Source organism: Paracoccus saliphilus, from assembly GCF_028553805.1.
Classification (GTDB): Bacteria; Pseudomonadota; Alphaproteobacteria; order Rhodobacterales; family Rhodobacteraceae; genus Paracoccus; species Paracoccus saliphilus.
The window spans coordinates 2,031,909-2,057,049 of the sequence record NZ_CP067140.1 but is presented as its reverse complement, the minus strand read 5'-3'; the positions used below and the strand labels follow the sequence as shown (position 1 = coordinate 2,057,049).

At 63.8% G+C, this 25,141-nt stretch carries 23 protein-coding genes; 10 read left to right on the top strand and 13 right to left on the bottom strand.

Annotated elements, in window-relative coordinates; all coding sequences use genetic code 11:
• Positions 1-91 precede the first annotated feature (91 nt).
• The 4 genes from JHX88_RS09820 to JHX88_RS09805 are packed head-to-tail and all read left to right on the top strand — an operon-like array spanning position 92 to position 2,181.
• A complete protein-coding gene (locus JHX88_RS09820; RefSeq protein WP_076524269.1) occupies positions 92-544 on the top strand; it encodes a GAF domain-containing protein in 453 nt (150 codons plus the stop codon).
• Positions 534-914 carry a GFA family protein gene (locus JHX88_RS09815; RefSeq protein ID WP_076524271.1) on the top strand — a complete coding sequence of 127 codons (381 nt, stop codon included), beginning with the start codon at positions 534-536 and terminating at the stop codon, positions 912-914. Before JHX88_RS09820 ends, JHX88_RS09815 begins: the two co-directional genes overlap by 11 nt.
• Positions 911-1,537: a LysE family translocator gene (locus JHX88_RS09810; RefSeq protein ID WP_076524273.1), complete on the top strand. Its 627-nt coding sequence runs from the start codon at positions 911-913 to the stop codon at positions 1,535-1,537. The genes JHX88_RS09815 and JHX88_RS09810 overlap by 4 nt, the downstream gene beginning before the upstream one ends.
• The gene (locus JHX88_RS09805) at positions 1,534-2,181 is read left to right on the top strand and encodes a pseudouridine synthase (protein ID WP_076524275.1); all 648 of its coding nucleotides are present in this window, start codon (positions 1,534-1,536) and stop codon (positions 2,179-2,181) included. The genes JHX88_RS09810 and JHX88_RS09805 overlap by 4 nt, the downstream gene beginning before the upstream one ends.
• A 213-nt stretch (positions 2,182-2,394) precedes the next feature.
• Here the strand turns inward: JHX88_RS09805 and JHX88_RS09800 are convergent, their stop codons facing one another.
• Entirely contained in the window at positions 2,395-3,168 is a 774-nt protein-coding gene (locus JHX88_RS09800; RefSeq protein ID WP_076524277.1) for an MBL fold metallo-hydrolase, read from the bottom strand.
• Positions 3,169-3,522: 354 nt separating this feature from the next.
• Here JHX88_RS09800 and JHX88_RS09795 point away from each other — a divergent pair, with 354 nt between their 5' ends.
• Positions 3,523-4,728, top strand: a complete 1,206-nt coding sequence (locus tag JHX88_RS09795; RefSeq protein WP_076524550.1) for a PQQ-dependent sugar dehydrogenase — start codon at positions 3,523-3,525, stop codon at positions 4,726-4,728.
• Positions 4,729-4,753: 25 nt separating this feature from the next.
• Here the strand turns inward: JHX88_RS09795 and mutL are convergent, their stop codons facing one another.
• The 8 genes from mutL to JHX88_RS09755 all read right to left on the bottom strand — a co-directional run bounded on the left by mutL (position 4,754) and on the right by JHX88_RS09755 (position 15,143).
• The gene (gene mutL, locus JHX88_RS09790) at positions 4,754-6,586 is read right to left on the bottom strand and encodes a DNA mismatch repair endonuclease MutL (RefSeq protein ID WP_076524279.1); all 1,833 of its coding nucleotides are present in this window, start codon (positions 6,584-6,586) and stop codon (positions 4,754-4,756) included.
• Between the two features lie 193 nt (positions 6,587-6,779).
• A complete protein-coding gene (locus JHX88_RS09785) occupies positions 6,780-8,153 on the bottom strand; it encodes a M20 family metallopeptidase (protein ID WP_076524281.1) in 1,374 nt (457 codons plus the stop codon).
• The gene (locus tag JHX88_RS09780; RefSeq protein ID WP_076524283.1) at positions 8,150-9,724 is read right to left on the bottom strand and encodes a gamma-glutamyltransferase; all 1,575 of its coding nucleotides are present in this window, start codon (positions 9,722-9,724) and stop codon (positions 8,150-8,152) included. Before JHX88_RS09780 ends, JHX88_RS09785 begins: the two co-directional genes overlap by 4 nt.
• A 10-nt stretch (positions 9,725-9,734) precedes the next feature.
• Entirely contained in the window at positions 9,735-10,715 is a 981-nt protein-coding gene (locus JHX88_RS09775; RefSeq protein ID WP_076524285.1) for an ABC transporter ATP-binding protein, read from the bottom strand.
• Positions 10,712-11,716 (bottom strand): ABC transporter ATP-binding protein, encoded by a 1,005-nt coding sequence (locus JHX88_RS09770; RefSeq protein ID WP_076524287.1) that lies wholly within the window; start codon positions 11,714-11,716, stop codon positions 10,712-10,714. Before JHX88_RS09770 ends, JHX88_RS09775 begins: the two co-directional genes overlap by 4 nt.
• An 11-nt stretch (positions 11,717-11,727) precedes the next feature.
• The gene (locus tag JHX88_RS09765) at positions 11,728-12,618 is read right to left on the bottom strand and encodes an ABC transporter permease (protein WP_076524289.1); all 891 of its coding nucleotides are present in this window, start codon (positions 12,616-12,618) and stop codon (positions 11,728-11,730) included.
• A gap of 1 nt (position 12,619) precedes the next feature.
• Positions 12,620-13,537, bottom strand: coding sequence for an ABC transporter permease (locus JHX88_RS09760; protein ID WP_076524291.1), 918 nt, complete (start codon positions 13,535-13,537; stop codon positions 12,620-12,622).
• 100 nt (positions 13,538-13,637) lie between these two features.
• Positions 13,638-15,143 (bottom strand): ABC transporter substrate-binding protein, encoded by a 1,506-nt coding sequence (locus tag JHX88_RS09755; RefSeq protein ID WP_272848263.1) that lies wholly within the window; start codon positions 15,141-15,143, stop codon positions 13,638-13,640.
• Positions 15,144-15,283: 140 nt separating this feature from the next.
• Here JHX88_RS09755 and JHX88_RS09750 point away from each other — a divergent pair, with 140 nt between their 5' ends.
• Complete coding sequence (locus JHX88_RS09750) at positions 15,284-16,069, top strand: IclR family transcriptional regulator (RefSeq protein ID WP_076524295.1); 786 nt, start codon at positions 15,284-15,286, stop codon at positions 16,067-16,069.
• A 43-nt stretch (positions 16,070-16,112) separates the two neighbouring features.
• Here the strand turns inward: JHX88_RS09750 and JHX88_RS09745 are convergent, their stop codons facing one another.
• Genes JHX88_RS09745 through JHX88_RS09735 form a run of 3 tightly spaced genes read right to left on the bottom strand, consistent with a single transcriptional unit; the run spans position 16,113 to position 18,354 of the window.
• Complete coding sequence (locus JHX88_RS09745) at positions 16,113-16,751, bottom strand: uracil-DNA glycosylase (protein ID WP_076524297.1); 639 nt, start codon at positions 16,749-16,751, stop codon at positions 16,113-16,115.
• Complete coding sequence (gene trpD / locus JHX88_RS09740; RefSeq protein WP_076524299.1) at positions 16,748-17,767, bottom strand: anthranilate phosphoribosyltransferase; 1,020 nt, start codon at positions 17,765-17,767, stop codon at positions 16,748-16,750. Before trpD ends, JHX88_RS09745 begins: the two co-directional genes overlap by 4 nt.
• On the bottom strand, positions 17,764-18,354 hold the full coding sequence (locus JHX88_RS09735) for an anthranilate synthase component II (protein ID WP_076524301.1): 591 nt from the start codon (positions 18,352-18,354) through the stop codon (positions 17,764-17,766). The genes trpD and JHX88_RS09735 overlap by 4 nt, the downstream gene beginning before the upstream one ends.
• Before the next feature lie 104 nt (positions 18,355-18,458).
• On the opposite strand from JHX88_RS09735, the gene JHX88_RS09730 reads away from it, so the two are divergent.
• The 4 genes from JHX88_RS09730 (at position 18,459) to trpE (ending at position 24,145) form a co-directional block, all read left to right on the top strand.
• Positions 18,459-19,436: a hypothetical protein gene (locus tag JHX88_RS09730; protein WP_076524303.1), complete on the top strand. Its 978-nt coding sequence runs from the start codon at positions 18,459-18,461 to the stop codon at positions 19,434-19,436.
• Between the two features lies 1 nt (position 19,437).
• Positions 19,438-20,613, top strand: coding sequence for an aminotransferase (locus tag JHX88_RS09725; protein WP_076524305.1), 1,176 nt, complete (start codon positions 19,438-19,440; stop codon positions 20,611-20,613).
• 65 nt (positions 20,614-20,678) lie between these two features.
• A complete protein-coding gene (locus JHX88_RS09720) occupies positions 20,679-22,640 on the top strand; it encodes a peptidylprolyl isomerase (protein ID WP_076524307.1) in 1,962 nt (653 codons plus the stop codon).
• Positions 22,640-24,145 carry an anthranilate synthase component I gene (gene trpE / locus JHX88_RS09715; RefSeq protein WP_076524309.1) on the top strand — a complete coding sequence of 502 codons (1,506 nt, stop codon included), beginning with the start codon at positions 22,640-22,642 and terminating at the stop codon, positions 24,143-24,145. Before JHX88_RS09720 ends, trpE begins: the two co-directional genes overlap by 1 nt.
• 79 nt (positions 24,146-24,224) lie before the next feature.
• Here the strand turns inward: trpE and JHX88_RS09710 are convergent, their stop codons facing one another.
• Positions 24,225-24,932 (bottom strand): PRC-barrel domain-containing protein, encoded by a 708-nt coding sequence (locus tag JHX88_RS09710; RefSeq protein ID WP_076524311.1) that lies wholly within the window; start codon positions 24,930-24,932, stop codon positions 24,225-24,227.
• Positions 24,933-25,141: the final 209 nt, after the last annotated feature.

Below are 25,141 nucleotides of genomic sequence, written 5' to 3'. Positions count from 1 at the left end.
TCGCCCGCAAGCGGCCTCACCCCCGGGATATTTGCATGAAGAAGAAGGGGCCCGGGCTTCTCGTCGCGGGCTGGCTGTCGTAAGAGGGGGCATGAACGATTACGATGCATTGCGTGCGCGAATCCGCGCCCTGACCGATGGCGAGACCGACGAGGTCGCGCTGATGGCCACCTTGGCCTGCGAAATTCACCATTCGGACGAGCGGTTCGACTGGACCGGCTTTTACCGGGTGGTTGCGCCAGAATTGCTGAAGATCGGGCCCTATCAGGGCGGGCATGGCTGCCTGGTCATTCCGTTCTCGCGCGGGGTTTGCGGTGCGGCGGCGCGGACGGGCGAGGTGCAGATCGTCGCCGATGTGGATGCCTTTCCCGGCCACATCGCCTGCGCCAGCTCGACCCGGTCCGAGATCGTCTTGCCAGTCTTTGGCAAGGGGGGGCGGTTGATCGGGGTTCTGGACATCGACAGCGATCGCCCCGATGCTTTCGATGCCGAGGACGCAACGCGGATGGCAGCGATATTGGAGGAGGTGTTCGATGGAATCTGAGTTTACCGGGCATTGTCTGTGCGGTGCGGTGACGTTCCGGGGGCGGTGGGAGCAGGCCGAGTTCAAGGCCTGCCATTGCGGCCAGTGCCGCCGCTGGTCCGGGCATTTCTGGGCGGGGGCGGATGCGCTTGACCTGGCGATAGAGGGGCCGGTGAAATGGTATCGTTCCTCTGACGAGGCCGAGCGCGGTTTTTGCCCGGAATGCGGCAGCAGCCTGTTCTGGCGGCAGATCGGATCAGAGAGAGTCGCCGTCGGGCCGGGGGCCGTGGATGAGCCTACGGGATTGCGCTTGGCCGGGCATATCTTCGTGGCCGACAAGGGCGACAGCTACGAGATCGCCGATGGTTTGCCGCAAGAGGCGCGGGAATGATCTGGGAGACATTGGCCAATATCCCGGCGGCTCAGCTCATGACCTTTATCCTGGGCGGGCTGGTGCTGAATTTCGCGCCCGGTCAGGACGTGTTTTTTGCCAGTGCCTGTGGAATTCAGGGCGGGCCGAAGGCGGGTATGCTGGCCGGGTTGGGTGTGGGCCTGGGCGTATCGATGCATCTGACCATGGCGACCGTGGGGCTGGGTGCCGTTGTCGCGGCCCATCCCGAGGCGTTGCTGGCGATCAAATATGCGGGCGCGGCCTATCTGCTGTGGCTGGCCTATAAAAGCTGGACTGCCGGGCCTGTCGATCCTTCGGCCCGTGGCAGCGTGAGGGTGTGGAACATTATCCGGCGCGGCTTTCTGTCGAATGCGCTGAACCCCAAGCCTGTGCTGTTCCTGCTGGCGTTCCTGCCGCAATTCACCAACCCGGCATGGGGACCGATCTGGCAGCAGATACTGGGGCTGGGGCTGATCTTTACGGTAACCGGCACGATCGTCACGATGGGTTACGGTGTCGTCGGAGGTCTGGCCGGACAGGTCATCGGGCGGCGTCTTGGATTGGTCAACAGGATCGCCGCGGTGATGTATGCGGGGCTCGCAATGCGCCTTGTCGCGAAATGAATTTCACTTACGCACCCCCTTCTGATTCGCCCGAACTGATCCATGCCGATCACGAGATATTGGTGGTCAACAAGCCGGCGGGCTTGCTGTCGGTGCCGGGGCGCGGGCCGGAAAAGGCCGATTGCCTGATCGAGCGGCTGCGTGGGGCTTTTCCGACCGTGCTGCTGGTGCATCGCCTGGACCTGGATACTTCGGGCGTGATGATCTTCGGGCTGACGCCGCATGCGCAGCGCGTATTATCGAAGCAATTCGAAGAGCGGAAGGTGAAAAAAACCTATGTTGCCCGTGTCCTGGGGCGGCTGGAGCCGAAGACGGGACGGGTCGATCTGCCGCTGATCGTGGACTGGCCGAACCGGCCCCTGCAGAAGGTCGATCATGCCGAGGGGCGTGCCGCGCAGACCGACTGGCGGGTGGTGCGTGCGAGTGACGACGAGACGCGGGTCAGGCTGTTTCCGCTGACCGGGCGGAGCCATCAGCTCCGCGTGCATATGGCCGAGACCGGGCATCCGATCCTGGGCGATCCGCTTTATGCGACGGGAGAGGCCGGGGACTTCCCAAGGCTGATGCTGCATGCCGAGAGCCTGCGCATTAGGCATCCTGAGAGCGGGATACAACAAAGCTTCAGCGCCCCCGCGCCATTCTGAGACCGCACCGGAGGGGTGCAACAGTGGCGATGCAACACCACCGTGCGTTGCATTCGTCCACCGGGCAACGGCATGGCGAAATAGGCCAGAAAATAAAGGGTTTTCGGCTGCACAGCCCGTGCACCGGACGTACACAGCCTGTACACAGGGCGTACACAGGCTGCGGGCGTAGCGCGCCCTTAAAGGTGCCATGCTCCCTTTAAGGGCGAAGCTTCAGCTCTCCCCATCCGGATACCAGTTCGCCTGGATGACGAGGCTGCCCGAACCACCTGCCTCGACCAGCCGGGCGAATTCCTCGATATCGCTGCCGCGGTGGTGATAGGGGAACACGACCACGGGCTTGAAGGCCGTGACCGCCTCGGCTGCCTGTTCCACCGTCATCGTGTAGGGCAGATTCATCGGCAAGAAGGCGACCTCGATATCGGTGAGGGCAAGCATCTCGGGCACAGGCTCGGTATCGCCGGCGATATAGAAGCGTTTGCCGCCGATGGTCAGGACATAGCCATTGTCGCGTCCCTCCGGGTGATACTGCATCCGGTCTTCGGTGATGTTATGGGCTGGAATTGCCTCGATCCCGAGATTCAGCACCTCGACCATGTCGCCATTGGCCATCGTACTGGCGCGCTCTTGCATGGTTTCAGGCAGCATCTCGTGCACCGCCGGGTTGGTGATCAGGCGCACGGCCGGCAGGGCTTCGAGCGTCGGCAGGTCGAAATGATCGCCATGCTCATGGGTGATCAGGATCAGGTCCGGTTGGGGAAGACCGGCATATTTCGCGCCACCGCCCACGGGATCGACATGGATGACGCCATCCGGTGTCTCGACAACCATCGAGGCGTGATCGACAGGGTGAATGACCACCTCGCCGCCATCGACGGGATAGCGGAAGGTTTTCGCCACCTCTTGCGTGGCGGCAAGGCGCGGCAGGGCGCTGCTGCCAATGGCGGCAGCGGCGAGGGTCAGGCCGGTGCGGCGGGTGATACGCATGTGATAGCCTCCAGATTATAATGATCCGTAACATCAACGCGCATAGATGGAGAAGGTTCCTGCGCCACGGGCAAAGCCCTTCCAGCGATGATGCCCTTCTTCTTTATGCAAATATCCCCGGGGGGAGTGCCGGGGGGCAGGCAGCCCCCCGGCCTTCGCCGCAGGCGCCAGTGTCCGACATCGGCCACCTGAATCGCCGCGCACCCGCGGGTAACCATATCCCCTCAAAGTGACTGAGGCGAAACTTGATCATGACCGGGGATAGGCTACCCTCGTGGAGAAGCGCGGGGTGAGGATTAGCCATTCCGCCTTTGGATGAGACTTGATCCCGATGCCAGCCAAGAGGGGCCCACCATGCCACATGACTATCCGCATTCTGCCATTCGACTGACAATCCTTGCCACGACCGGGGTTTTTGCCGGGGCGGTTGCCGCGCAGGATTTCAACGACGTGTCCCCGAATGCGCAGGGACAGACACCGGCTTTCGAGAACCAGACCCGCGCGCCGGTCCTGCCTGACATGGCGTTGCAGCAGCAGGTCGTCGCGGAAGGGTTGGAGCATCCCTGGGGCATGGCGCAACTGCCTGACGGAAGCTGGCTGGTGACCGAACGGCCCGGGCGCCTGCGACTGATCGGCGGCGATGGTGCGCTGTCCGATCCGGTCGCCGGGCTGCCGAGGGTCGATAGCCGCGATCAGGGCGGGCTTCTCGATGTCGCCATCGCCGATGATTTTGCCGAGACACGGCAGGTCTGGCTAAGCTTTGCGCAGCCCCGCGAGGGCGGCAAGACCGCGTCTGCCGTTGCCACCGGGGTCCTGTCGGCCGATGGTTCCAGCCTCGAAGGGACCAGGGTGATCTGGCAGCAGGAACCGGCCTGGGCTTCGACCAAGCATTACGGCTCGCGGCTGGTCTTCGACGGGCAGGGCGGGCTTTTTGTGACGACCGGAGAGCGGTCGGTCAACGATGCGCGCGTGCATTCGCAGAATGTGGCGACGACGCTTGGCAAGGTGGTCCGGATCGATCCGCAGAGCGGGGCTCCGATGGGCCAGCCGGGCGTGGAGGGTGCCTTGCCCGAGATCTGGTCATGGGGGCATCGCAACATGCAAGGGGCGACGATGGGACCGGATGGTGCGCTCTGGACCATCGAACATGGGCCACGGGGCGGGGACGAATTGAACCGCCCGCAGGCGGGGCGCAATTACGGCTGGCCGCGCGTGACCTATGGCGTCGAATATAGCGGTCAGCCGGTCGGTGACGGAATCACGCGGCTGGAGGGGACGGAGCAGCCGGTCTATTACTGGGACCCGGTGATCGCGCCGGGCGGGATGAGCTTCTATGACGGCGCGATGTTTCCCGATTGGCAGGGCGATTTGCTGATCGGCGGGATGCAGGCCGCAGCCCTGGTGCGGCTGGAACTGGACGGAGGCCGGGTCACCGGAGAGGCGCGACACCTGCAGGGGATCGGCCGGGTCCGCGATGTCGATATCGCGGCGGATGGGGCGGTCATGCTGCTGACCGATCAGTCGAATGGTGCACTGGTCCGGGTGACGCCGGGGCAGTAGCGCATCCCGACGCGGGAAACGGCTTTCACTCCTTGCGGCCGAAGAGCCGTTCGATATCTGCCAGCCGCAGCTTCACCCATGTGGGCCGGCCATGGTTGCATTGCCCCGATTTCGGCGTGCGTTCCATGTCGCGCAGTAATGCGTTCATTTCCTCGGCGGACATGCGGCGACCGGACCGGACCGAGCCATGGCAGGCCATCGAGGACAGCACCGCGTCGATCCGCGCCCGCAGGCGATCCGAGGCGCCTTGGTCGGACAGGTCGTCCAGGATGTCGCGGATCAATGCCTGCGCGTTCAGCTTGGCCAGCATCGCGGGCGCCTCGCGCACCGCTATCGCGCCGCCGCCGAAGGCTTCGACGACAAGGCCAAGCTCGGCCAGCTCATCGGCGATGGAGAGGATGCGGGCGGCGTCGGCCTCGGGCAGCTCAACGATCTCGGGGATCAGCAGGGCCTGGCTGGCGATGCCATTCGCCTCGGCCTGTGCCTTGAGCCGCTCGTAAACCAGCCGTTCATGCGCGGCATGCTGATCGACAATGACCAGCCCGTCATCGCTTTGCGCGATGATGTAATTCTCGTGGATCTGGGCGCGGGCGGCCCCAAGGGGCGCTGTGGTCGGGGTGTCGTCGCCCGCAGGCTCGAACCGGGCTGAGGGTGCCTCGGAAAAGCCGGTCTCCTGCGTGGGTGTGGGTGCCTGCAGATCGAGGCTTGCCCGGATCGCTCCGCCCGATGGGCGATAATCCATCTGGTAATTGCGCCGCGGTGCCGCGTTCAGCCCGGCGGGCTCAGGCTGAAACGCCGCCAGAGTCGCATCGCCCACGGTCGACGAGGCCCGGTGTCCGGCATTGGCCAAGCCGTGCCGCAGCGCACTGACGACCAGCCCGCGCGCGGCGGTGGGATCGCGGAACCGCACCTCGGCCTTGGCGGGATGGACGTTCACATCGACAAGCTGCGGATCGCAGGTCAGATACAGCACCGCCGCCGGATGCCGCCCCGAGGCCAGCACATCCATATAGCCCGCCCGCAGCGCGCCGGTCAGCAGCTTGTCGCGCACCGGGCGGCCATTGACGTAAAGATGCTGCGCGACCGCAGCGCCGCGGGAATAGGTCGGCAGGGCGGCAAAGCCGGTCAGTGTCAGCCCGTCGCGCTCGGCATCGATGGGGATGGCGTTATCGATGAAATCGCGGCCCATGACGCGGGCAAGACGGGCCTGGAGTGCGCCGAACAGCTCCCCTTGCTCGGCATCGGCGCGGAATGTCTCCTTGCCGTCGGCGCTGAGGGTAAAGCCGGTATAGGGCTCGGCCATGGCAAGGCGGCGGACGGTCTCTGCCACCGCCTGCGTCTCGGCACGTTCGCTGCGCATGAATTTCAGTCGCGCGGGTGTGGCAAAGAACAGGTCGCGCAACTCGACCACCGTGCCGCGATTTCCGGCGGCGGGGCGCGGTGAAGCGATCCGGCCCGCGGTGACCGAGATTTCCGCGCCATCACCGCCATCAACGCGCGAGGTGATTGTCAGCCTCCCCACGGCGCCAAGTGACGGCAGCGCCTCGCCGCGAAAGCCGAAACTGTTGATCGCCAGAAGGTCATCGCCGTCGATCTTGCTGGTCGCATGCCGCGAAAGCGCCAGTGGCAACTCATCAGCCGTCATGCCGCAGCCGTCATCGCTGACGCGGATCAGCCGCTTGCCGCCTTCCTCGATGGCAATGTCGATCCGGGTCGCACCCGCATCCAGCGCGTTCTCGACCAGTTCCTTGACCGCCGAGGCTGGACGCTCGACCACCTCGCCCGCCGCGATGCGGTTGGCGGTGGTTTCGTCCAGCTGCCGAATGACGGGGCGGATATTGGGGGCGTGATTGTTCATACCACCAGATTTAGCAGTTGCGAGACTTCTTCGCCAGTGATTCGAGACCGTCGCGGAGCAGGCCGGTCAAACGCGCTCCGCCGCCAGTTCCGGACGTCCATTTCTTCTTCATGCAAATATCCTCTGGGGGTCCGGGGGGCGAAGCGCCCCCGGCCATCGCGGGACGCAATCCGGAACCGGGAACCGCCTCGCCTCACATCGCGCCGATATCCCACCACAACCCGGCCATGCCCCGCAGCGCATCGCGGCAGAGCGGTTTCAGCACATGTTCGTCAGGGGCGTGTTGCGAGCAGCCGCGATAGGAATGCGGCACCCAGATTGTCGGCAGGCCGAGAATATCGGTGAAACTGTCATTGGGCAGCGAGCCGGCGAGATTCGGCAGGACATGCGGGGCTTTGCCCGATGTGCGCTCCAGCGAGGCGATGGCAAAGCGAACCCATTCGTGATCCGGATCCAGCCGTGTCGCCCGGAAAAAGCCGCGATCATGGGGGCGAATTTCCACGGCCTCGAAGCCATGCTTGTCCAGATGCCGGCGCAGCGCGGGCAGGATGTCATCGGGATCGGTGCCGACCACATAGCGCAGCTGGCAAGTGGCCCGCGCCTTGGCCGAGATCGCATTCACCGGTGCCTCGGGAACGCCGGAAGTCATCGCCAGCACCGCGAAACTGTTCCAGCCATAGACGCGTTCGGCGGGGGTCAGGCTTTCCTCTCCCCAATCGGTATCGACCGCCGGTCCGTCGCCGTCCTCGACGGGCAGATCCTTCAACGCGTTACGAATCGCCGGGGTCAGACTGTCGGGGCGCCATTCGGGGATCTGGATCTGTCCGCGCCGGTCGCAGATCGAGGCCAGCGCATGGGACAGGATCATCGCCGGATCGGCCAGCAATCCGCCCCAGTTACCGGAGTGATGCGCGCCCTCGCGCAGTTCCAACTCCAGATCGAAGCTGATCCCCCCGCGTGAGCCCATGAACAGCGTCGGCCGTTCCGGCTGCAAGCGGGGTCCGTCCGAGGCGATCAGCACATCCGCTGTCAGTTCCTGCTTATGGGCGCGAAAGAACTCGGGCAGCCCGGCGGATCCGGTCTCTTCGGACATCTCCAGCACGATCCGGACATTGAAGCCAAGCTTACCTTGCGCCGCGATCACTGCTTCCAGCGCGGCGATATTGATCAGGTGCTGCACCTTGTTGTCGGCGGTACCGCGACCGTAGAGGCGGTCGCCTTCCTCGATCAGCCGGAAGGGATGCAGACCGTCGCGCCATTGCTCGGTCTGGGCGCGGATCACGTCGCCATGGCCATAGGTCAGCACGGTCCGAAGCGCGGGATCCTCGATCCTCTCGCCGATCAGCAGCGGACCGCCCTTGGGATCGGGATTGTCGTGAATGCTACAGGCAAAGCCAAGGGCTTCGAGCCGGGGCAGCATCGCCTGTTCAAGATAGCGGTACAGTTCCGGCCGCTGATCGGGGTTCTGGCTTTCGGTCTGGTATTCGACCAGTGCCGCGAGGTCGGACTGGAAATCTCCGCTGTCGAAATAGCGTTCAGATGCGGCAATGGCGGCGTCTCGGGTCATATACGGGTCTCCGGTTCGGTGATGGCATCGCCCCAGGGCGACATGATCTCGGTGCAGCCGCTATTGGTGTCTCCGTCGCGCATGACACCTGCGGGGCAGGCGAAGGCATAGGGAAACACCGTCCGGGGAAACCGGGCGGTTCTGTGCTGCTTGGCGAGTGCGTCGTGAACGGGCTGGGGCAGGGCGTCATCCACGGTCACCAGATCGCCGCCGGACATGTCGATGCGGCCCTGATGAAAGGCATCCTCCAGCCCCATGCCGAAATCCGCCATGAAAGAGGAAAGCTGCGCCACCGCACCGACGATCTTGCGCCCGCCCGAGGCACCAAGCGCGAAACGGCGCGAACCGGACTCGCCGATCACGGGGCAGATATTCATCAGGCAGCGCTTGCCCGGCGCCAGCGAGTTGGGTTTGCCCGGCACCGGATCGAACCACATGATCCCGTTGTTCAGAAGCAGCCCGGTCGAGGGCGACACCACATGCGAGCCAAAGGCCGAGAGCAGAGTCTGGGTCATCGCGACCATGTTGCCGTCGCGATCCACGATCGAGAAATGCGTGGTGCAGCCCGGCGCTTCGGGGCTTTCACCGTCATCGCCCATGTCCTCCAGCCGCTGCCTGTATGCCGTGCTCAAGCCATTGGCATAGGCAAGATAGGCATCCGGTCCCGGAACCCCGGACAGCGGCGGCAGCGCACCCATGGCATCGCGGAAGGTCGGGCCTGCTGTCAGATGCGGGGTGACGTGATACCGCGCATCGCCGCGCGAGAAGGACAGGGGCTTCTGGAACTCGGCGCGATAGGCGCGCAGGTCGTCATGCGACAGGCTGCCGCCCTTGGCCTGTATATCGGCGGCCAATGCGGCCCCGACATCGCCGTCATAGAATTCCCGCGCGCCCTTTTCGGCGATCTCGGCCAGGGTCGCGGCCATGGCGTCCATGGCGAGAGTCTTGCCCGCGGTGCTGGTCCAGCCTGCGATGGTCGGCCATCGCCCGTCCTCGAGAAACATCGCGGCGGCATCCGGGTCATCCGCCAATGCGCGCGTGGCCGAGGCGATCATCAGCGATGCATACCAGTCCACCGGCAGTCCTTCGCGCGCGAAACCGATGGCGGGGGCCAGCAAATCGCGCCATGGCAAGCGGCCATGGCGGGCATGGGCCTGCCCGATCCCGTCCACGACGCCCGGCACCGCCACCGCGGTCGCGCCGCGGATGTTCCGGTCGCCCTCGACCGCGTCCCATGGAAACAGGTCGCTGGCCTTGCCGCTGCCCGCCAGCGGATAATCCGCCGGGTCGAGCGCCGCGGGCGAACGCATGCCATAGAACAGCGCCTCGGCCTCGCCCTTGTCGGCATGCCACAGCATCATCCCGCCGCCGCCTGCGGGGCCGCTCATCCAGGGTTCGAGCACGCCGATGGCGAAGGAGACCGCCACCGCCGCATCGACCGCGTTTCCTCCGGCCGCGAGAACCTCGGCCCCGGCCTGCGCCGCGCGCGAGTTCTGCGCGGCCACCACACCGCGCGGAGTTTCCACAACCGTTTTGCGCACCGTTTGCGTGCGCGACAGCGATGAATTCATGGCCTGATCCTCAGCTTGCCGCGCGTGCGGGCGTGTCGTCGTAAAGATGGCATTCGACATGGCCATCCGGCGTTGCAATGGGGGTGGGTGCGATCTGCGAACAATGCGGCATCACTTTCGCACAGCGCGGATGGAAGGCGCAGCCCGAAGGGGGAGAGATCGGATTGGGATAGGCCGCGCCAAGCTGTGTGTCGGGCACGCCGAGGCCGGGATCGGGAGTCAACACCGATTCCAGCAGAGCGCGGGAATAGGGATGCCGTGCCTCTTCGAACAGCCTGGCCACGCCGGCCTCTTCCACGATCCGGCCCAGATACATCACGGCCACGCGGGTGGCGAGATGCTCGACCACGGCGAGATTGTGGCTGATGAACAGATAGGTCAGGCCGAATTCCTGCCGCAGATCGCCCAACAGGTTCAGGATCTGCGACTGCACCGAGACATCCAGCGCCGAGGTCGGCTCGTCGCAGATGACGATCTCGGGATTCATGATCAGGGCGCGGGCGATGGCGACGCGCTGGCGCTGACCGCCGGACATCTGGTTGGGATAGCTGCGCGCGACCCGGACGGGCAGGCCGACGATATCCAGCATCTCGCGCACCTTCTTTTGCCGGCTGGCTGAGTCTCCGATCTGGTGGACACGAAGGGGCAGGCTGACGATATCCTCGATGCTCTTGCGCGGGTTCAGCGAGGAATAGGGGTCCTGAAAGATCGGCTGTATGCGCCGGGACAGGGCGATGCGGTCCTGACCGGCAAGCGTCTGGCCATCGACCAGAACCTGCCCCTCGGTGGGGGCCTCCAGCCCCAGCAGGATCTTGGCGAGCGTGGATTTGCCGCAGCCGGATTCGCCGACCAGCCCCAGCACCTCGCCCCGCCCCAGCTTGAGCGAGACATCGTTGATCGCCCGCAAGGGGCGCGGCTTGCCGAAAAGCCCCTGCTTGACCGTGTAGGTCTTGGAGACGTTCTTCAGTTCTAGAACGGGATTGTCGGTCATGCCGGCACCTCCTGTGAATGGCGATAGCCGTCGGGATGAACGCAGCGCAATTCATGCGCGCCGCCATCCAGTTGGTGCAGGGGGATCGCGCTCGCGCAGGCCTCGACGGCCTGATCGCAGCGCCCGCGGAAAGGGCATCCGGTCACGTCACCGACCAGAGACGGCACGATGCCGGGGATGGTGCCAAGCCGTGCGCCGCGTTGGGTTCGCCCCGGAACGGGAATGCAGTTTATCAATCCGCGCGTGTAGGGATGGGCAGGCTGGCGGAAGATCGCCTCGGCGGGACCGGTCTCGACCAGCTCGCCCGCATACATCACCGCAACCTTGTCGGCCACGCGGGCCACCACGCCCAGGTCATGGGTGATCAGGATCATCGCCATGTTCATCTCGCGCTGGAGATCGACCAGCAGCCGCAGGATCTGCGCCTGGATGGTCACGTCGAGCGCGGTGGTCGGCTCATCCGCGATGATCAGCTCGGGCTCGCACATCAGCGCCATGGCAATCATCACCCGCTGCCGCAATCCGCCCGAAAGCTGATGCGGGAACTGCGACAGGCGGCTTTCGGCGGCGGTGATGCCGACCTTTTCCAGCAGCTCGACCGCGCGGGCACGGGCCTGCGCGCGGCTGACCTTGCGATGCAGCAGCAGCGTTTCGGCCAGTTGGTCGCCGATGGTATAGGCCGGGTTGAGCGAGGTCATCGGCTCCTGGAAGATCATCGACATCCGCGCGCCCCGCAGATGCCGCAACTGCTTGCGCGAGGCTTTCAGAAGATCGGTGCCGTCGAAATCCATCCGGGTGGCGCTGCGCTGGATCTTGGTGCCCAGAAGGCTCATCAATGCCAGCGAGGTCAGCGATTTGCCCGAGCCGGATTCCCCCACGATGCACAGCGTCTCGCCACGGTTCAGATCGAAATCGATCCCCCGGACGGCGTGCAGCATGCCGCCCGCGGTCGGGATTTCCAGCGTCAGGCCGCGGACGGATAGGATGGGGTCTTCGGTCATGTCTCGTCCCCTCAATTGCGGTTCTCGGGCGCGGTCACGTCGCGCAGCCCGTCGCCCATCAGGTTGATTGCCAGCACCAGCACGAAGAGCACCGCACCGGGGATCAGCACCAGCCATGGCTCGAACAGCATCATGTTCTTGCCCTCGGACACCATCAGCCCCCAGCTTGGGTTCGGCGGCTGCACCCCGAGGCCGAGGAAGGATAGCGCCGCTTCCAGCAGGATCGCATGGGCCATTTCAAGCGTGACGACGACGATCAGGTTGTTGAAAATGTTAGGCAGGATCTCGGAGAGCAGGATGCGCGGGGTCGAGCAGCCGATCGCGCGGGCGGCGGCAACGAATTCACGGCCTCGGATTTGCAGCGTCGAGGCGCGCATGACCACGGCAAAGCGGTCCCAGAGCAACAGGCCCAGAACCCCGATCACCACGTTCAGCGACCCGCCAAGGATCGCGACCACGGCCAAGGCGACCAGCACCACCGGCATCGCCAGCCGGACATTGATGAGGAATGTCACGACCGCATCGACACGCCCGCCGAAATATCCTGCGGCGACACCGAGCGCCGTGCCGATCAGGCCCGAGATCAGCGCCGCGACCGCCCCGATCAGCAGCGAGATGCGCGCGCCATAGATCAGCCGGGACAGGTAGTCGCGGCCCAGATGGTCGGTGCCGAGCGGATGGTCCCATGTTCCATCCATGAAGACCGGGCGCAGCATCCGGTCGCCGAGGCTTTGGGCATAGGGATCATGCGGTGCCAGGACCGGGGCAAAGATCGCGACCAGAACCAGAAGCACCAGGAAGACCGCGCCGATCATGAACCCCTGGTGACCGAACATGCGCTTGCGCAATTGCTGGCCGGGCGTGGGACCGGTGATCTCTGCGGCATCGGGAAGAGCTGTCATCTCAGCTGCTCCTCATACGGGGATCCAGCCATGCGTTCAGCACATCGGCCAGAAAGGTGAAGACGATATAGAAGAGGGCGAAGACGAGGATCAGCGCCTGCACGGTGGGCAGATCGTTGCGGCCGATTGATTCCCACGCAAGGTAACCCGCGCCATGCAGAGCGAAGATCGACTCGACCACGATGGAACCGCCCAGCATGAAGCCCATCTGCACCGCCGCCAATGAGACGACCGGGATGATCGCGTTGCGCAGCGCATGCTTGAACAGCACCCGGCCTTCGGGCGCGCCCTTGGCGCGGGCGGTGCGGATATAGTCGGCGGAAAGCACTTCGAGCATCCCGGCGCGCGTCAGTCGCATGATCGCAGGCATGGCGTAATAGCCAAGCACCACGGTCGGCATGATGAAATGCTGCCAACTGGACGCGCCCGAGGCGGGCAGCCAGCCAAGCTGGATGGCAAAGATCACGATCAGGATCAGTCCGAACCAGAAGCTGGGCATTGCCTGACCGGCGACCGACAGGAACAGGGCGATCCGGTCGATCAGCGAATTGGGGCGGATCGCCGCGATCACGCCCAGGGGCACGGCGGTGAACAGCGCGAACAGGATGCCGCAGACCCCGAGGGTCATCGTGACCGACAGCCGCTCGGCGATCAGGTCGGCGACGGGCAGCTTGAAGTAATAGCTTTGCCCGAAATCGAAGCGCAGCGCGTTCCACAGCCAGTCGGCATATTGCACGAGCATCGGCCGGTCGAAGCCATAGAGTTCGCGGATCGACTGGATATCCTCGGCATTGGCGCTTTCGCCCGCGATGGCGATTGCCGGATCACCCGCGAGGAACAGCAGGCTGAAGCTGATGAAGGAAACGGTGAGCGCGACGAGAAGCGCCAGGCCCAATCGCTTGAGGATGAAGCGAAGCATCTGAATTCACATCCTTGCTTGCATGACCCGGCATATCGAGCCGGGTTTGGGATGGCCGGTTGTCCGGCCATCCTGCGGCGGGCGTAGGGGCGTGGCCGGATCAGTTCCAGGCCGCGGTATGGAAGCGCAGAACCTCGTCCGGGGTGGGGGTATAGGCGACCTCTTTCGTGAACACGTAATTGGTGTTGTAGGAAAAGAGCGGCGCCCAATAGGCCTGATCCGCGATGCGTTGCAGCGCGATACCGTAATGCTCGATGCGGGTCTCGGGATCGATGGAACTGTCGGCGATGTCCAGTTCGGCCAGCACCTCGTCGTCGCGGGCATCGTCCAGTTCGCCATGCTTGAAGAACTGGCTGACCATGGCCGAGGCGTCGTTGATCGAGAACGAGCCCCATGTCTGGAACGAGATCGGCACCTCGCCCTTCATGTTCAGATCGCGCAGCGCCGAATATTGCAGCATCTTGAAATCGGTCTCGATGCCGACGGCGTTCAGATAGCTGGCGATGGCCTCGGCATATTCGCGGTCGCGATAGGCATAGAACTCGGTGGTGAAGCCATCGGGATAACCGGCTTCGGCCAGCAACTCCTTGGCTTTTTCGGGATCGTATTCATATTCGGTGACATCCTGAACACAGCCGAACTGGCTGGGGAAGCAGGCGGTGTGGATCGGTGTCGACTTGCCCTTCAGCAGTTCGTTCACGATGGTCTCACGGTCGATCGCATGGTTCACGGCCTGCCGGACTTCCAGCTTGGTGAACGGGTTCTCCGGGTCGGATCGTCCGGCTGCATCCATCGCCAGGTAACCCACCCGCATCGTGCTTTCATTCGCGACGGTGAACTGCCCCATCTCGGCCATCCGTTCGGCCTGATCCGAGGGAACCTGCCAGATCAGGTCCAACTGGCCGCTGAAGATCTCGGCCATCTGGGTGTTCACGTCCGGGATTGTCCGGACGTCGATCTTGGCGATGGCGGGCTGGCCTTTTGGCCCGTCGAAATAGTCCTCGTTCCGTTCCAGCACGAAATGCTTGCCCGGTTCCACGCTGACAGCCTTGTAGGGCCCGGTGCCGACCGGCTCCAGCCCCATGCCGCTTGGCCCAACCTCTTCGTAATAATCGGAAGGATACATCGAGACCGGTCCGGACAGGTATTCGATGGCGGCGGGGAAGGGCTCCTTCGTGACGATGCGGACGGTGTAGTCATCCACCTTCTCGGCATGATCCATCCAGTTGACATTGCGCTGTGTCACTACGCCATTCGCCTCGTCCGCGACGAAATTCACCGTGTAGACCACGTCATCGGCGGTGAAATCGCTGCCATCGTGGAACTTCACGCCTTCGCGCAGCTTCAGTTCCAGCGTGGTGTCATCGACCCATTCCCATTCGGTCGCCAGGTTACCCTTGTACTCACCGGTCGCCGGATCGGAGTAAAGCAATCCGTCCCAGATCGCGCGCTGCAGCACCACGCCCTCGCGGGCCGAGTTGAAATAGCTGTCGACGCTTTCGAGTTCCTTGGTGAAGGCGACGCGCAGCGTGTCGCTTGCCTTGTCGGCATAGGCGGCGCCTGCGGCCATAAGGGCGATTGCGGCCGTGCCGCTGCGCAACATCATTTGTACCATTGTCAGACTCTCCCGTGATGTGATTGTTGTTGTTTGCTGTATCGCATAGTGATACGCTAAATCTTATTATGATTAAGTAAGCAGACTTGTTGCCCACAGGTCAAGTATTTTGCTCGAGGGTGGAGGGATTGATGACCGATAGCGGCGAAACCAAGCGCGATACGCTGTTCGTGGGAGCACTCGCCAAGGGCTTGCGCGTGTTGCGGGCATTCGATGAAAGCAAGCCCGAGATGAGCCTGGGTGAACTGGCGCGGCGCACGGGCATGGACAAGAGCACGATTCAGCGTCTCGCCAATACGTTGCATCACGAGGGTTACCTGGACAAGGACCCCAATACCCGGCGCCTGCGTCCCTCGCATGCCTGGCTGGAGCTGGCCTATTGCTATTACTGGTCGGATCCGCTGGTCGGCATGGCGGTGCCGAAGCTGATCGAGTTGTCCCGGCAATTGGGCGAGACGATCAACCTCGCCGAGATTTCGGGCGATCATATCATCTATGTCTCGCGCCTGCCGTGCAAACGCACCTATTTCGCGGCCACGATCATCGGGCGGCGGCTGCCGGCGCTGTCCACTTCGGTTGGCCGTGCGATCCTGTCGACCTGGCCCGAGGCCGAGCGCGAAGCCGCCATCGAGACATGGCCATTGAAGGTATTTACCCCACGGACGGTCATGGATCGCGATGAAATCCGCCAGAGTATCAACGAGACGACTGCAAACGGGTTCTCGGTGACACGCGATCAGATGCTGTTGAACGAAGTCGCCATCGCAGCACCGATCCTGGGACCGGATGGGCGTGCGTTGGCGGGGGTGCAATGTTCCGTCTCGGCCTATACCTGGGATGACGAGCGGCTGCACTCCGAGATTCTGCCGGGACTTCTGGACACGGCGAATTCGATATCACCGGCGCTGCGGCCCTGAGGGTGTTTTTGTGGTTCGTGGAAGTTTCCGCGAGGAACCGCCGTCAGTTCATCCAGTGAATCGGGGAATATCCCTGCGTGGTCAGCCAGTCGTTGATCCGGCTGAAGGGTCGGCTACCGAAGAAACCCCGCCGGGCGGAAAGCGGCGAGGGATGGGCCGTGGCGATCATCAGATCCTGCGGCCGGGGCAGCCCGGCGGCGGCTTTCTGCGCATGTCCGCCCCAAAGCAGGAAAGCAAGCGGACCGTGCCGCTGCGCCTCTGCGATGGCCTGCCCGGCAAGCTTGTGCCAGCCCCATCTGGCATGGGCGCCTGCGGACCCGGCGGGAACCGATAGCGAGGTGTTCAGCAACAACACGCCCTGACGCGCCCAATGCGACAGGTCGCCATTTTCGGGGGCGGCGCCGATATCCTCGCGCATTTCGGCATAGATGTTGCGCAGCGAGCGGGGCAGGGGGATGTCGGGCTCGACCGAGAATGCCAACCCGTTGGCATGGCCCGGTGTCGGGTAGGGATCTTGCCCAAGGATCACGACCCGCAGCTTTTCGGGGGGCACGGCTTCCAATGCTGCGAAGACCCGGTCCGGACCGGGCAGCCAGTCATGTATGTTCAGCAGCCGGTCGCGAATCGCGGGCCAGTCATTGGCGAAGAAGGGCAGATGGGCCCAGGTCTCGGGCGGTGTCACGCTTCGGGCGGGCCGGTGACTTCGGCCAGCCGGGTCAACCGGGCCTTGGCATCGCCGCGATCGATGGCTTCGGCGGCGAGTGCTGCCCCTTCGCGCAGATCGGCGGCCTTTCCCGCGATCAGCAAGGATGCCGCGGCATTCAGCAGGACCGCATCACGATAGGCCCCTGTCTCGCCATCCAGAAGTGCGCGAAAGGCCTTGGCGTTATATGCGGGCTCTCCTCCGACAATGGCGTCGAAGGGGTGGCGGGACAGGCCCGCATCCTCGGGCGTGACGGTGAATTCGCTGACCTCGCCATCCTTGAGCGCGGCGACATGGGTTTCGCCCGCGATGCTGATTTCATCAGTGCCGTCGCTGCCATGGACCAGCCATGCCGCGTCGGAGCCAAGGTCGCGCAGCACCTCGGCCATCGGGCGGAGCCACTGGCTGCTGAATGCGCCGGTCAACTGGCGGCGCACCGAGGCCGGGTTGGTCAGCGGCCCCAGCAGGTTGAAGACGGTGCGGGTGCCCAGTTCGGCGCGGGGCGGGCCGACATGGCGCATGGCGGGATGATGCATCGGCGCCATCATGAAGCAGATGCCAGCCCGGTCCAGCGCCTGCTGTGCCATGGCCGGACCGCCCATGACATTGATCCCCATCTGGGTCAGCGCATCCGCCGCGCCGGATTTCGAGGATAGGTTGCGATTGCCATGCTTGGCGACCGGCACACCCGCACCGGCGACGACGAAAGCCGTTGCGGTCGAGATGTTCAGCGTGCCCTTGCCGTCCCCGCCGGTGCCAACGATATCCATCGCGCCCTCGGGGGCCTGCACGCGGTTCATCCGCGCCCGCATCGCCCGTGCTGCGGCGGCGATCTCGTCCACGGTTTCGCCGCGCACGCGCAGTGCCATCAGCAACCCGCCAATCTGTGCCGGGGTGGCAGCGCCGTCGAACAGGGCGGAAAAGGCCGATTCAGCCTCGGGGCCGGTCAGGGGGCGAGTGGCGGCAATGCCGATCAGCGGGCGGATATCGGTCATGCGGCCTGTTCTCCCGGGTGACAGCGGGCAAGGAAATTGCGGATCATCTCGTGCCCATGCTCGGATGCGATGGACTCGGGATGGAATTGCACGCCTTCGACAGGCAAATCGGCGTGGATCAATCCCATGATCGTCCCGTCATCCGAAGTGGCAGTGACGCGTAGGCAATTCGGCAGGCTGTCGGGCTCGACCGTCAGCGAGTGATAGCGCGTCGCCTTCAGTGGCGAGGGCAGGTCAGTGAAGACGCCGCTGCCGTCATGGCGGATCGTATCGACCTTGCCGTGCAGGATGCGGCCCGCGCGGACGACTTTGCCACCGAATGCCTCGCCGATGGCCTGATGGCCCAGGCAGACGCCGAACAGCGGAAGTTCGCTTTCCGCTGCCGCCCGGATCAGATCGATGCAGATCCCCGCCTGCGCCGGATCGCATGGGCCCGGAGAGATCACGATGCCGTCAGGTTTCATCGCCAGCGCCTCTTCCACAGAGAGCGCATCATTGCGCCTTACGACCACCTCGGCCCCCGCTTCCCCTAGGTAATGCACGAGGTTCCAGGTGAAGCTGTCATAATTGTCGATCAGAAGGATCATTGTCTTGCCTTGGTTCCGGGGCGGTTTCCCCCCGCATACGGGTTCGCTATAGATGGGGCAAAGCGCGCCGGGGGGTCAAGCCCGGCCAAGGGAAGAAGAGGCGGATGGCACGTGGTTTCTGGAAAGGTTTGCTGCATGGCGCGGGAATCAGCGCGGTAGGGCTGGCGGCCTTGTCATTGCTGACACCGCTGCCAGAGCAGGACGTGCCCCCCGCGCCGGGGGCCGATGCAAGTGCCGGGAACGCGGCTGAAACGGTCGAATCAGCGCCAAAGGAGGCGGCAATCGCTGCCGATCCCGAAGTGGTGGCTGTGAAACCCGCCTCGACGGTATCCGGTGCCGATGTGGGGACACGACCGGCTACGGACGGTTCGGCGGAATCGGACGACGGGGCCGAGCCCGACACGGCTTCTCGTGGAACCGAATCCGAATCTCCGACCGAGTCCCCGGAGATCGGGACGACGGACATTGTGGTCGAACCTGTGACCGAGGAAGAAGCTGATCGACCGCAGGCAGCGGCGATCGACTTGCCCGTCGGGTCGGAATTCGGGCGCGGTGGCGACATGCTGCCGGCATTGCCCACGCCGCTGACTCCCAATTCGCAATTCGGGCAATCCGAGCCTCCTGCGGTCAGCGCCCCCGCGGCCGAGCCTGCACCTGTCGGAGCCACGGCCGTGAACCTGCCGCCCGAAACCGCAATGCCCGGCAGCGACCTGTCGCAGACCGAGGCGCCCGAGGCTGACGACGGTCGTGCACTCGAGAGGCCTTCTGCGCAATCTGCCCCAGCGTCGATCGAGATGCCTGGAAAGATCCGTGCGAGCGATCAGGACAGCCTGCCTGAATCCTCATCGGCCGAGGCGATTGACTCGCAAACGCCGGCTGAGGGAACAGAGATGGCTGAAGAAACGGATGCGGCCGGACAGGAGGAGGCCGGACAGGACGGGACGGAATCCCTCGCTTCAACCGCGGATCCAGACGCATCGGAAAGCGATCAGGACAGCGCGGCACCTGTTTTGCCGTCTCCGTCGCTCGATCTGTCCACACCGCCGGATCTGTCCGATCTGCGCAGATTGCAACGGAATTAGAATGCATCCGGTCAACCCGAATATCACCAGAACATTCGCACCACCCGTGATGGAGGCCCGGCGCTGGCTGCAAGGCGTCGATTTTCCACCTGACCGACCATTGATCAATGTCAGCCAGGCCGCCCCTGTCGAGCCTCCGCCCGATGGGTTGCGCCGCGCGATTGCCGAGGCGGCACTGGAGCGGCCGGAGGCACATCTTTACGGGCCCGTTCTGGGCAATACCGAATTGCGCGAGGCCGTCGCGGCAGAATTTTCGGGCGCATATGGCGGAGCCGTCAGGCCCGAACAGGTGGCGATCACGCAGGGTTGCAACCAGGCGTTCTGTGCAGCGATCAGCACACTGGCCGGGGCGGGAGACGAAATCATCCTGCCTACGCCCTGGTATTTCAATCACAAGATGTGGCTGGACATGCAGGGCGTCGTGACGCGGCCATTGGTTTGCGAAGAGGATATGCTGCCCGACCCCGACAGGGCCGCGAAGCTGATCACGCCGCGCAGCCGTGCCATCGTGCTGGTGACACCGAACAACCCGTCGGGCGCGGAATATCCGGCGGAGCTGGTCGCCGCCTTCTTCGAGCTGGCGCAGCGGCATGGGCTGGCCTTGATCCTCGACGAGACATATCGCGATTTCGACAGCAGGACTGGTCCCCCGCATGACTTGCTGACCCGGCCCGATTGGGACGAGACGGTGATCCAGCTTTACTCCTTTTCCAAGGCATACCGGCTGACAGGGCACCGGGTGGGCGCGATGATCGCGTCGCAGGCGCGCATGGCCGAGATCGAGAAATTTCTCGACACCGTGGCGATCTCTACCTCGCAACTGGGGCAGATCGGTGCGTTGTGGGGAATGCGGAACTTGCGCGGATGGCTTGCAGGGGAGCGGGACGAGATCCTTGCGCGCCGTGCCGCAAGCGTCGAGGCGATCTCGGGACTGCCCGCCTGGCGCTTGAAAAGCGCCGGGGCCTATTTCGCATGGATCGAACATCCTTTCGACATTTCTTCGGCCGATCTGGCTCCGCGCATGGTGGCCGAGATCGGTGTTCTGGCATTGCCGGGAACGATGTTCGTGCCGGGAACGGATTCGTCCGGTGCCCGGCATCTGCGCATCGCCTTTGCCAATGTGAACCGCGTCGGAATTGCCGAACTGGCCGAAAGGCTTGACAACTTCGTCGCCTGAAGGCTTGCCGCCGACCCGCACGCGTCCTAAAGACGGCCTGACACGACCGAGAGGAAAGCTGCGGCATGACGAACCTGCGCACCAAAGGAAAATCGACCATCGTCTGGATATTGATGGGTCTTCTGATCCTGGGGTTGGGCGGTTTTGGCGTGACCAGTTTCTCGGGAGGCTCGAGCGAGATCGGATCGGTTGGCGCGACCAAGGTCACGGCAGAGGATTATACCCGCGCGCTGCGTTCGGAACTGAGCGCTTATTCGCAGCAGGCGGGGCAGCAATTCACCATGGCACAGGCGCAATCGATAGGATTGCCTCGGGCGATTCAGGGTCAGCTTTTCACAGCCGCCGCTCTGGAAGAGGAAACTCGCCGTCTCGGCATCTCTGTCGGCGATCAGCGGGTTGCCGAGAGCATCTCGACCGCGCCGGCATTTCAGGGACCGAATGGAAGTTTCGACCGCAGCGCCTATTCCCAGATCCTGCGCCGCGAAGGCCTGTCCGAAGCCGAGTTCGAACAACAGGTTCGCGTGGACGAGGCGCGGGTGCTACTGCAACGCGCAGTCAGCGGCGGAGTCGTCGCGCCGGAATCCATGATCGATCAGACCGCGAAATGGTTGCTGGAACAGCGCGATTTCAGTTGGCACGAAGTGGGAGAGGGCCATCTGACCTCACCGATTTCAGAACCGGACGAAGAAACGCTGGAGGCTTGGCACAAGGCGAATACCGATCGTTTCACTGCGCCGGAAAAGCGCAAGCTGAGCTATGTCTGGCTGACGCCCAATATGCATTCGGACGAGGTGGACCTGGACGAGGCCGCCCTTCGCGATGTCTATGAAGCGCGGATCGAGCACTTTCGTCAGCCCGAACGGCGCATGGTCAGCACATTGGTCTATCCGTCGATGGAGGACGCGCAATCCGCCAGGGATCGGCTCGATGCGGGTGAAGTGGCATTCGATGCGCTGGTGGCCGAACGCGGCCTGACGATGGAGGACGTTGATCAAGGCGAAGTTACCAGGGAAGATCTGGGGCAGGCGGGGGATACGGTCTTCGGGCTGGATGCTCCGGGGGTTGTCGGACCGGTCGAGACCGATCTTGGCCCGGCGCTGATATCGATGAACGCGATTCTCGAGCCCATCGATATTTCCTTCGAAGAGGCACGCGAGGATCTGCGCGCCGAAGCCGCCCTGGATCGCGCGGCACGGGCAATCGAAGACCGGATGGGGGAATACGAGGATCTTCTGGCCAGTGGCGCGACGCTGGAAGAAGTTTCGGAAGAGACCCCGATGGAATTCGGAACCCTCGCCTGGTCATCGGATATGAAACCGGAAGAGGGCAGCATCGCGGGATACCCGGCTTTCCGGGAACTTGCAGACGAAGTCGGCGAGGGCGATTTCCCGCAGATCGGGCGGCTGAATGACGGCGGCATCTTCGCGCTGCGCCTGGATGAGGTGGTGCCGCCGACGCTTATCCCCTTTGACGAGATCCGCGATGAGGTTGCCGAAGACTGGCGCGCCGCGGAAATTCATCGCCTCCTGCTGGCCCGTGCCGAGGAAGAGCGGCTGCAGGAGATCTCTTCCACGACCCCCGATCCGGATGCCGGAAACGGGGAAGATGGTGAGGAAACGGTGGCGGAATCGCCATCCGACTCGCAGGAAAGCGAGGTTGACGAGGAAACCGCGGCCGTCAATGTCGCGCCGGACCTTGGCTGGACCGCAGAGACCGGGTTGACCCGTGACGGCTGGATCGATGGCTTGCCGGCCGAACTCATTACTCAGGCTTTCGAGATCGAAGAAACGGGCGATATCGAGATCGTCGATACAGATGATCGCGTATTCCTGGTACGCCTTGATACGATCGAGGAAGCCGATCTCGACAGCGAGGATGCCAAGGAGGTGCAAGACCGTATCCGGCAGCGTATGTCGCAGTCGTTGCAGGCTGATATCTTTGAATATTACGCCCGTGCCGCGCAACGAAAGGCCGGGGTGAAGATCAATCAATCCGCCATCGACGCGATCAACGCTCAGGTACAGTGATGGAACTGTCCCCCGATTTCACGGAATTCGAGGCGGGCTGGGCCAAGGGACATAATCAGCTTGTCACCATTCGGCTGGCCGCCGATCTGGACACTCCCGTCAGCCTGATGCTGAAGCTGGCCGAGGCTGCGCCGATGAGCTTCATGCTGGAATCTGTGACCGGGGGCGAGATCCGCGGCCGCTATTCCATTGTCGGCATGAAACCCGACCTGATCTGGGAATGCCGCGACGGACAGGCCCGGATCAATCGTCATGCGCGGTTCTCGAACGATTTCCTGGCGGATGAGCGTCCGGCACTGGACAGCCTGCGCGCCCTGATCGCCGAAAGCCGGATCGAGCAAATGCCCGACGGTGTTCCTCCGGTTGCGGCGGGGCTGTTCGGCTATCTGGGCTACGACATGATCCGGCTGGTCGAGCATTTGCCGGATGTGAATCCCGATCCGCTGGACGTGCCCGACGCCATGCTGATGCGGCCCTCGGTCGTGGCCGTGCTGGACGGGGTGAAGGGCGAGGTGACGCTTTGCGCCCCGGCATGGCATGTGTCGGGCGAGAATGCCCGCGCCGCCTATGCCCGCGCAGCCGAGCGGGTGATGGATGCGTTGCGCTCGTTGGATCGCCAGCCATCCGAGCCGCGGGCCTTGGGGCGTGACGCGGCCATAGGCGAGCCGGTTTCGAATTTTGCCAAGCCGGATTACCTCGCCGCGGTCGAGCGGGCCAAGGAATATATCCGCGCGGGGGATATCTTTCAGGTGGTGCCGTCACAGCGTTGGCGGATGGATTTCCCGCTGCCACCCTTCGCGCTCTATCGCAGTTTGCGGCGCACCAACCCCTCGCCATTCATGTTCTATCTGAACATGGGCGGGTTTCAGATCATTGGTGCCAGTCCCGAGATCCTGGTGCGGCTGCGCGATGGCGAGGTGACGATTCGTCCGATCGCCGGCACCCGGCCGCGTGGCGGTGACGAGGCCGAGGACCGGGCGCTGGAGGCCGATCTGCTAGGCGATCAGAAGGAACTTGCCGAGCATTTGATGCTGCTGGACCTGGGGCGCAACGATGTGGGGCGGGTGGCGAAGACCGGCACCGTGCGCCCGACCGAGCAATTCGTGATCGAACGCTACAGCCATGTCATGCATATCGTCTCGAATGTTGTCGGAGAATTACGTGACGGGGAGGATGCGCTATCCGCCCTGTTGGCCGGGCTGCCCGCTGGAACGGTTTCGGGCGCACCGAAGGTTCGCGCGATGGAAATCATCGACGAATTGGAACCCGAAAAGCGTGGTGTCTATGGCGGAGCGGTCGGCTATTTCGCCGCCAATGGCGAGATGGATATGTGCATCGCCCTTCGGACCGGGCTGGTCAAGGATGGGGCGTTGTATATCCAGTCTGGAGGCGGGGTGGTCTATGACAGCGATCCCGAAGCGGAATTTCAGGAAACCGTGAACAAAAGCCGTGCATTGCAACGTGCGGCCGAAAGTGCAGCTCGTTTCGTGCGTGGTAACGGCTGAGCCCCGAAAAGGGGGACGTAATCTTCTGGGAAGTAAGGAAAAGGCGGCCCCGCGGGGCCGCCTTGATGTCATCTGCTCATCAGTTGCTGGCCGGCTCTTCGCCTTCCATGGCCTCGCCTTCAGCAGGGGCAGCATCGTCAGCCGGTGCCATTGCGTCATCGGCGGGTGCGGCAGCGTCGTCAGCCGGTGCCATTGCGTCATCCGCAGGTGCGGCAGCATCGTCAGCCGGTGCCATCGCGTCATCCGCAGGTGCCATCGCATCATCCGTTGCAGCACCCGGAGCCTCGGCACGTTCACGGAACACATATGCCGGGGCGACATCGGCTTCTTCCTTGGTCAGATCGCTCGTGATCTCTTGCGCATCGGCGTTGACCGTCAACTGCTCCCAGGGAACGGCGATCTGCTTTTCGCCAATGCCAAGGAAACCGCCGACACCGATCACAGCAGCAATCATGCTACCGGATTCTCCATCCAGGATCAGGTCGTTGATGCTGCCGATCGAGGTGCCGTCAGGCGCAGTTACTGTCGCATCGGTGACCCAGTCCAGACGAAGCTCGTTCGCGGCCTGCTCTTGCGCGACCTTGCCGCTTTCCGCGACCTCGGCTTTCAGCGCTTCCTCTGCGGCTGCGGCTGCTTCGGCCTCTGCCGCGGCAGCATCGGCTGCCGGATCGGTTTGAGCCTCCGCTGCCGGGTCCATTGCAGGTTCCTCGGTGGTCGTCTCCTGCGCGAAGGCAGGTGCCAAGGCAAAGGGCAGCACAATAGCAGTCGTCATAAAAAGCTTACGCATCACATGTCTCCTTTTTACCAGTTGCGTTGCGCCGGTGAACTCGTTCGACGCATTGCAATGAGACAATGAGTTGCGCGGTCATTCGGTTCCCCTGCTGCGGAAATCTGAGCATGATTTTGCCGCTTTTCATTGCGCAGCAGGAAGGAATCACCGTTGGGGCGCGGGTTTATTTATTTGAAACAACCGATTGCATGTTTTCCTGGTCGCGG

Coding starts and splice junctions, on each gene's coding strand:
- JHX88_RS09775 (WP_076524285.1), bottom strand. CDS start 10,715: ATGACCGACAATCCCGTTCTAGAACTGAAGAACGTCTCCAAGACCTAC.
- JHX88_RS09780 (WP_076524283.1), bottom strand. CDS start 9,724: ATGAATTCATCGCTGTCGCGCACGCAAACGGTGCGCAAAACGGTTGTG.
- JHX88_RS09795 (WP_076524550.1), top strand. CDS start 3,523: ATGCCACATGACTATCCGCATTCTGCCATTCGACTGACAATCCTTGCC.
- JHX88_RS09735 (WP_076524301.1), bottom strand. CDS start 18,354: ATGATCCTTCTGATCGACAATTATGACAGCTTCACCTGGAACCTCGTG.
- JHX88_RS09750 (WP_076524295.1), top strand. CDS start 15,284: ATGACCGATAGCGGCGAAACCAAGCGCGATACGCTGTTCGTGGGAGCA.
- trpD (WP_076524299.1), bottom strand. CDS start 17,767: ATGACCGATATCCGCCCGCTGATCGGCATTGCCGCCACTCGCCCCCTG.
- JHX88_RS09755 (WP_272848263.1), bottom strand. CDS start 15,143: ATGATGTTGCGCAGCGGCACGGCCGCAATCGCCCTTATGGCCGCAGGC.
- JHX88_RS09725 (WP_076524305.1), top strand. CDS start 19,438: ATGCATCCGGTCAACCCGAATATCACCAGAACATTCGCACCACCCGTG.
- JHX88_RS09815 (WP_076524271.1), top strand. CDS start 534: ATGGAATCTGAGTTTACCGGGCATTGTCTGTGCGGTGCGGTGACGTTC.
- JHX88_RS09770 (WP_076524287.1), bottom strand. CDS start 11,716: ATGACCGAAGACCCCATCCTATCCGTCCGCGGCCTGACGCTGGAAATC.
- JHX88_RS09720 (WP_076524307.1), top strand. CDS start 20,679: ATGACGAACCTGCGCACCAAAGGAAAATCGACCATCGTCTGGATATTG.
- JHX88_RS09730 (WP_076524303.1), top strand. CDS start 18,459: ATGGCACGTGGTTTCTGGAAAGGTTTGCTGCATGGCGCGGGAATCAGC.
- JHX88_RS09820 (WP_076524269.1), top strand. CDS start 92: ATGAACGATTACGATGCATTGCGTGCGCGAATCCGCGCCCTGACCGAT.
- JHX88_RS09805 (WP_076524275.1), top strand. CDS start 1,534: ATGAATTTCACTTACGCACCCCCTTCTGATTCGCCCGAACTGATCCAT.
- mutL (WP_076524279.1), bottom strand. CDS start 6,586: ATGAACAATCACGCCCCCAATATCCGCCCCGTCATTCGGCAGCTGGAC.
- JHX88_RS09800 (WP_076524277.1), bottom strand. CDS start 3,168: ATGCGTATCACCCGCCGCACCGGCCTGACCCTCGCCGCTGCCGCCATT.
- JHX88_RS09710 (WP_076524311.1), bottom strand. CDS start 24,932: ATGCGTAAGCTTTTTATGACGACTGCTATTGTGCTGCCCTTTGCCTTG.
- trpE (WP_076524309.1), top strand. CDS start 22,640: ATGGAACTGTCCCCCGATTTCACGGAATTCGAGGCGGGCTGGGCCAAG.
- JHX88_RS09760 (WP_076524291.1), bottom strand. CDS start 13,537: ATGCTTCGCTTCATCCTCAAGCGATTGGGCCTGGCGCTTCTCGTCGCG.
- JHX88_RS09810 (WP_076524273.1), top strand. CDS start 911: ATGATCTGGGAGACATTGGCCAATATCCCGGCGGCTCAGCTCATGACC.
- JHX88_RS09765 (WP_076524289.1), bottom strand. CDS start 12,618: ATGACAGCTCTTCCCGATGCCGCAGAGATCACCGGTCCCACGCCCGGC.
- JHX88_RS09785 (WP_076524281.1), bottom strand. CDS start 8,153: ATGACCCGAGACGCCGCCATTGCCGCATCTGAACGCTATTTCGACAGC.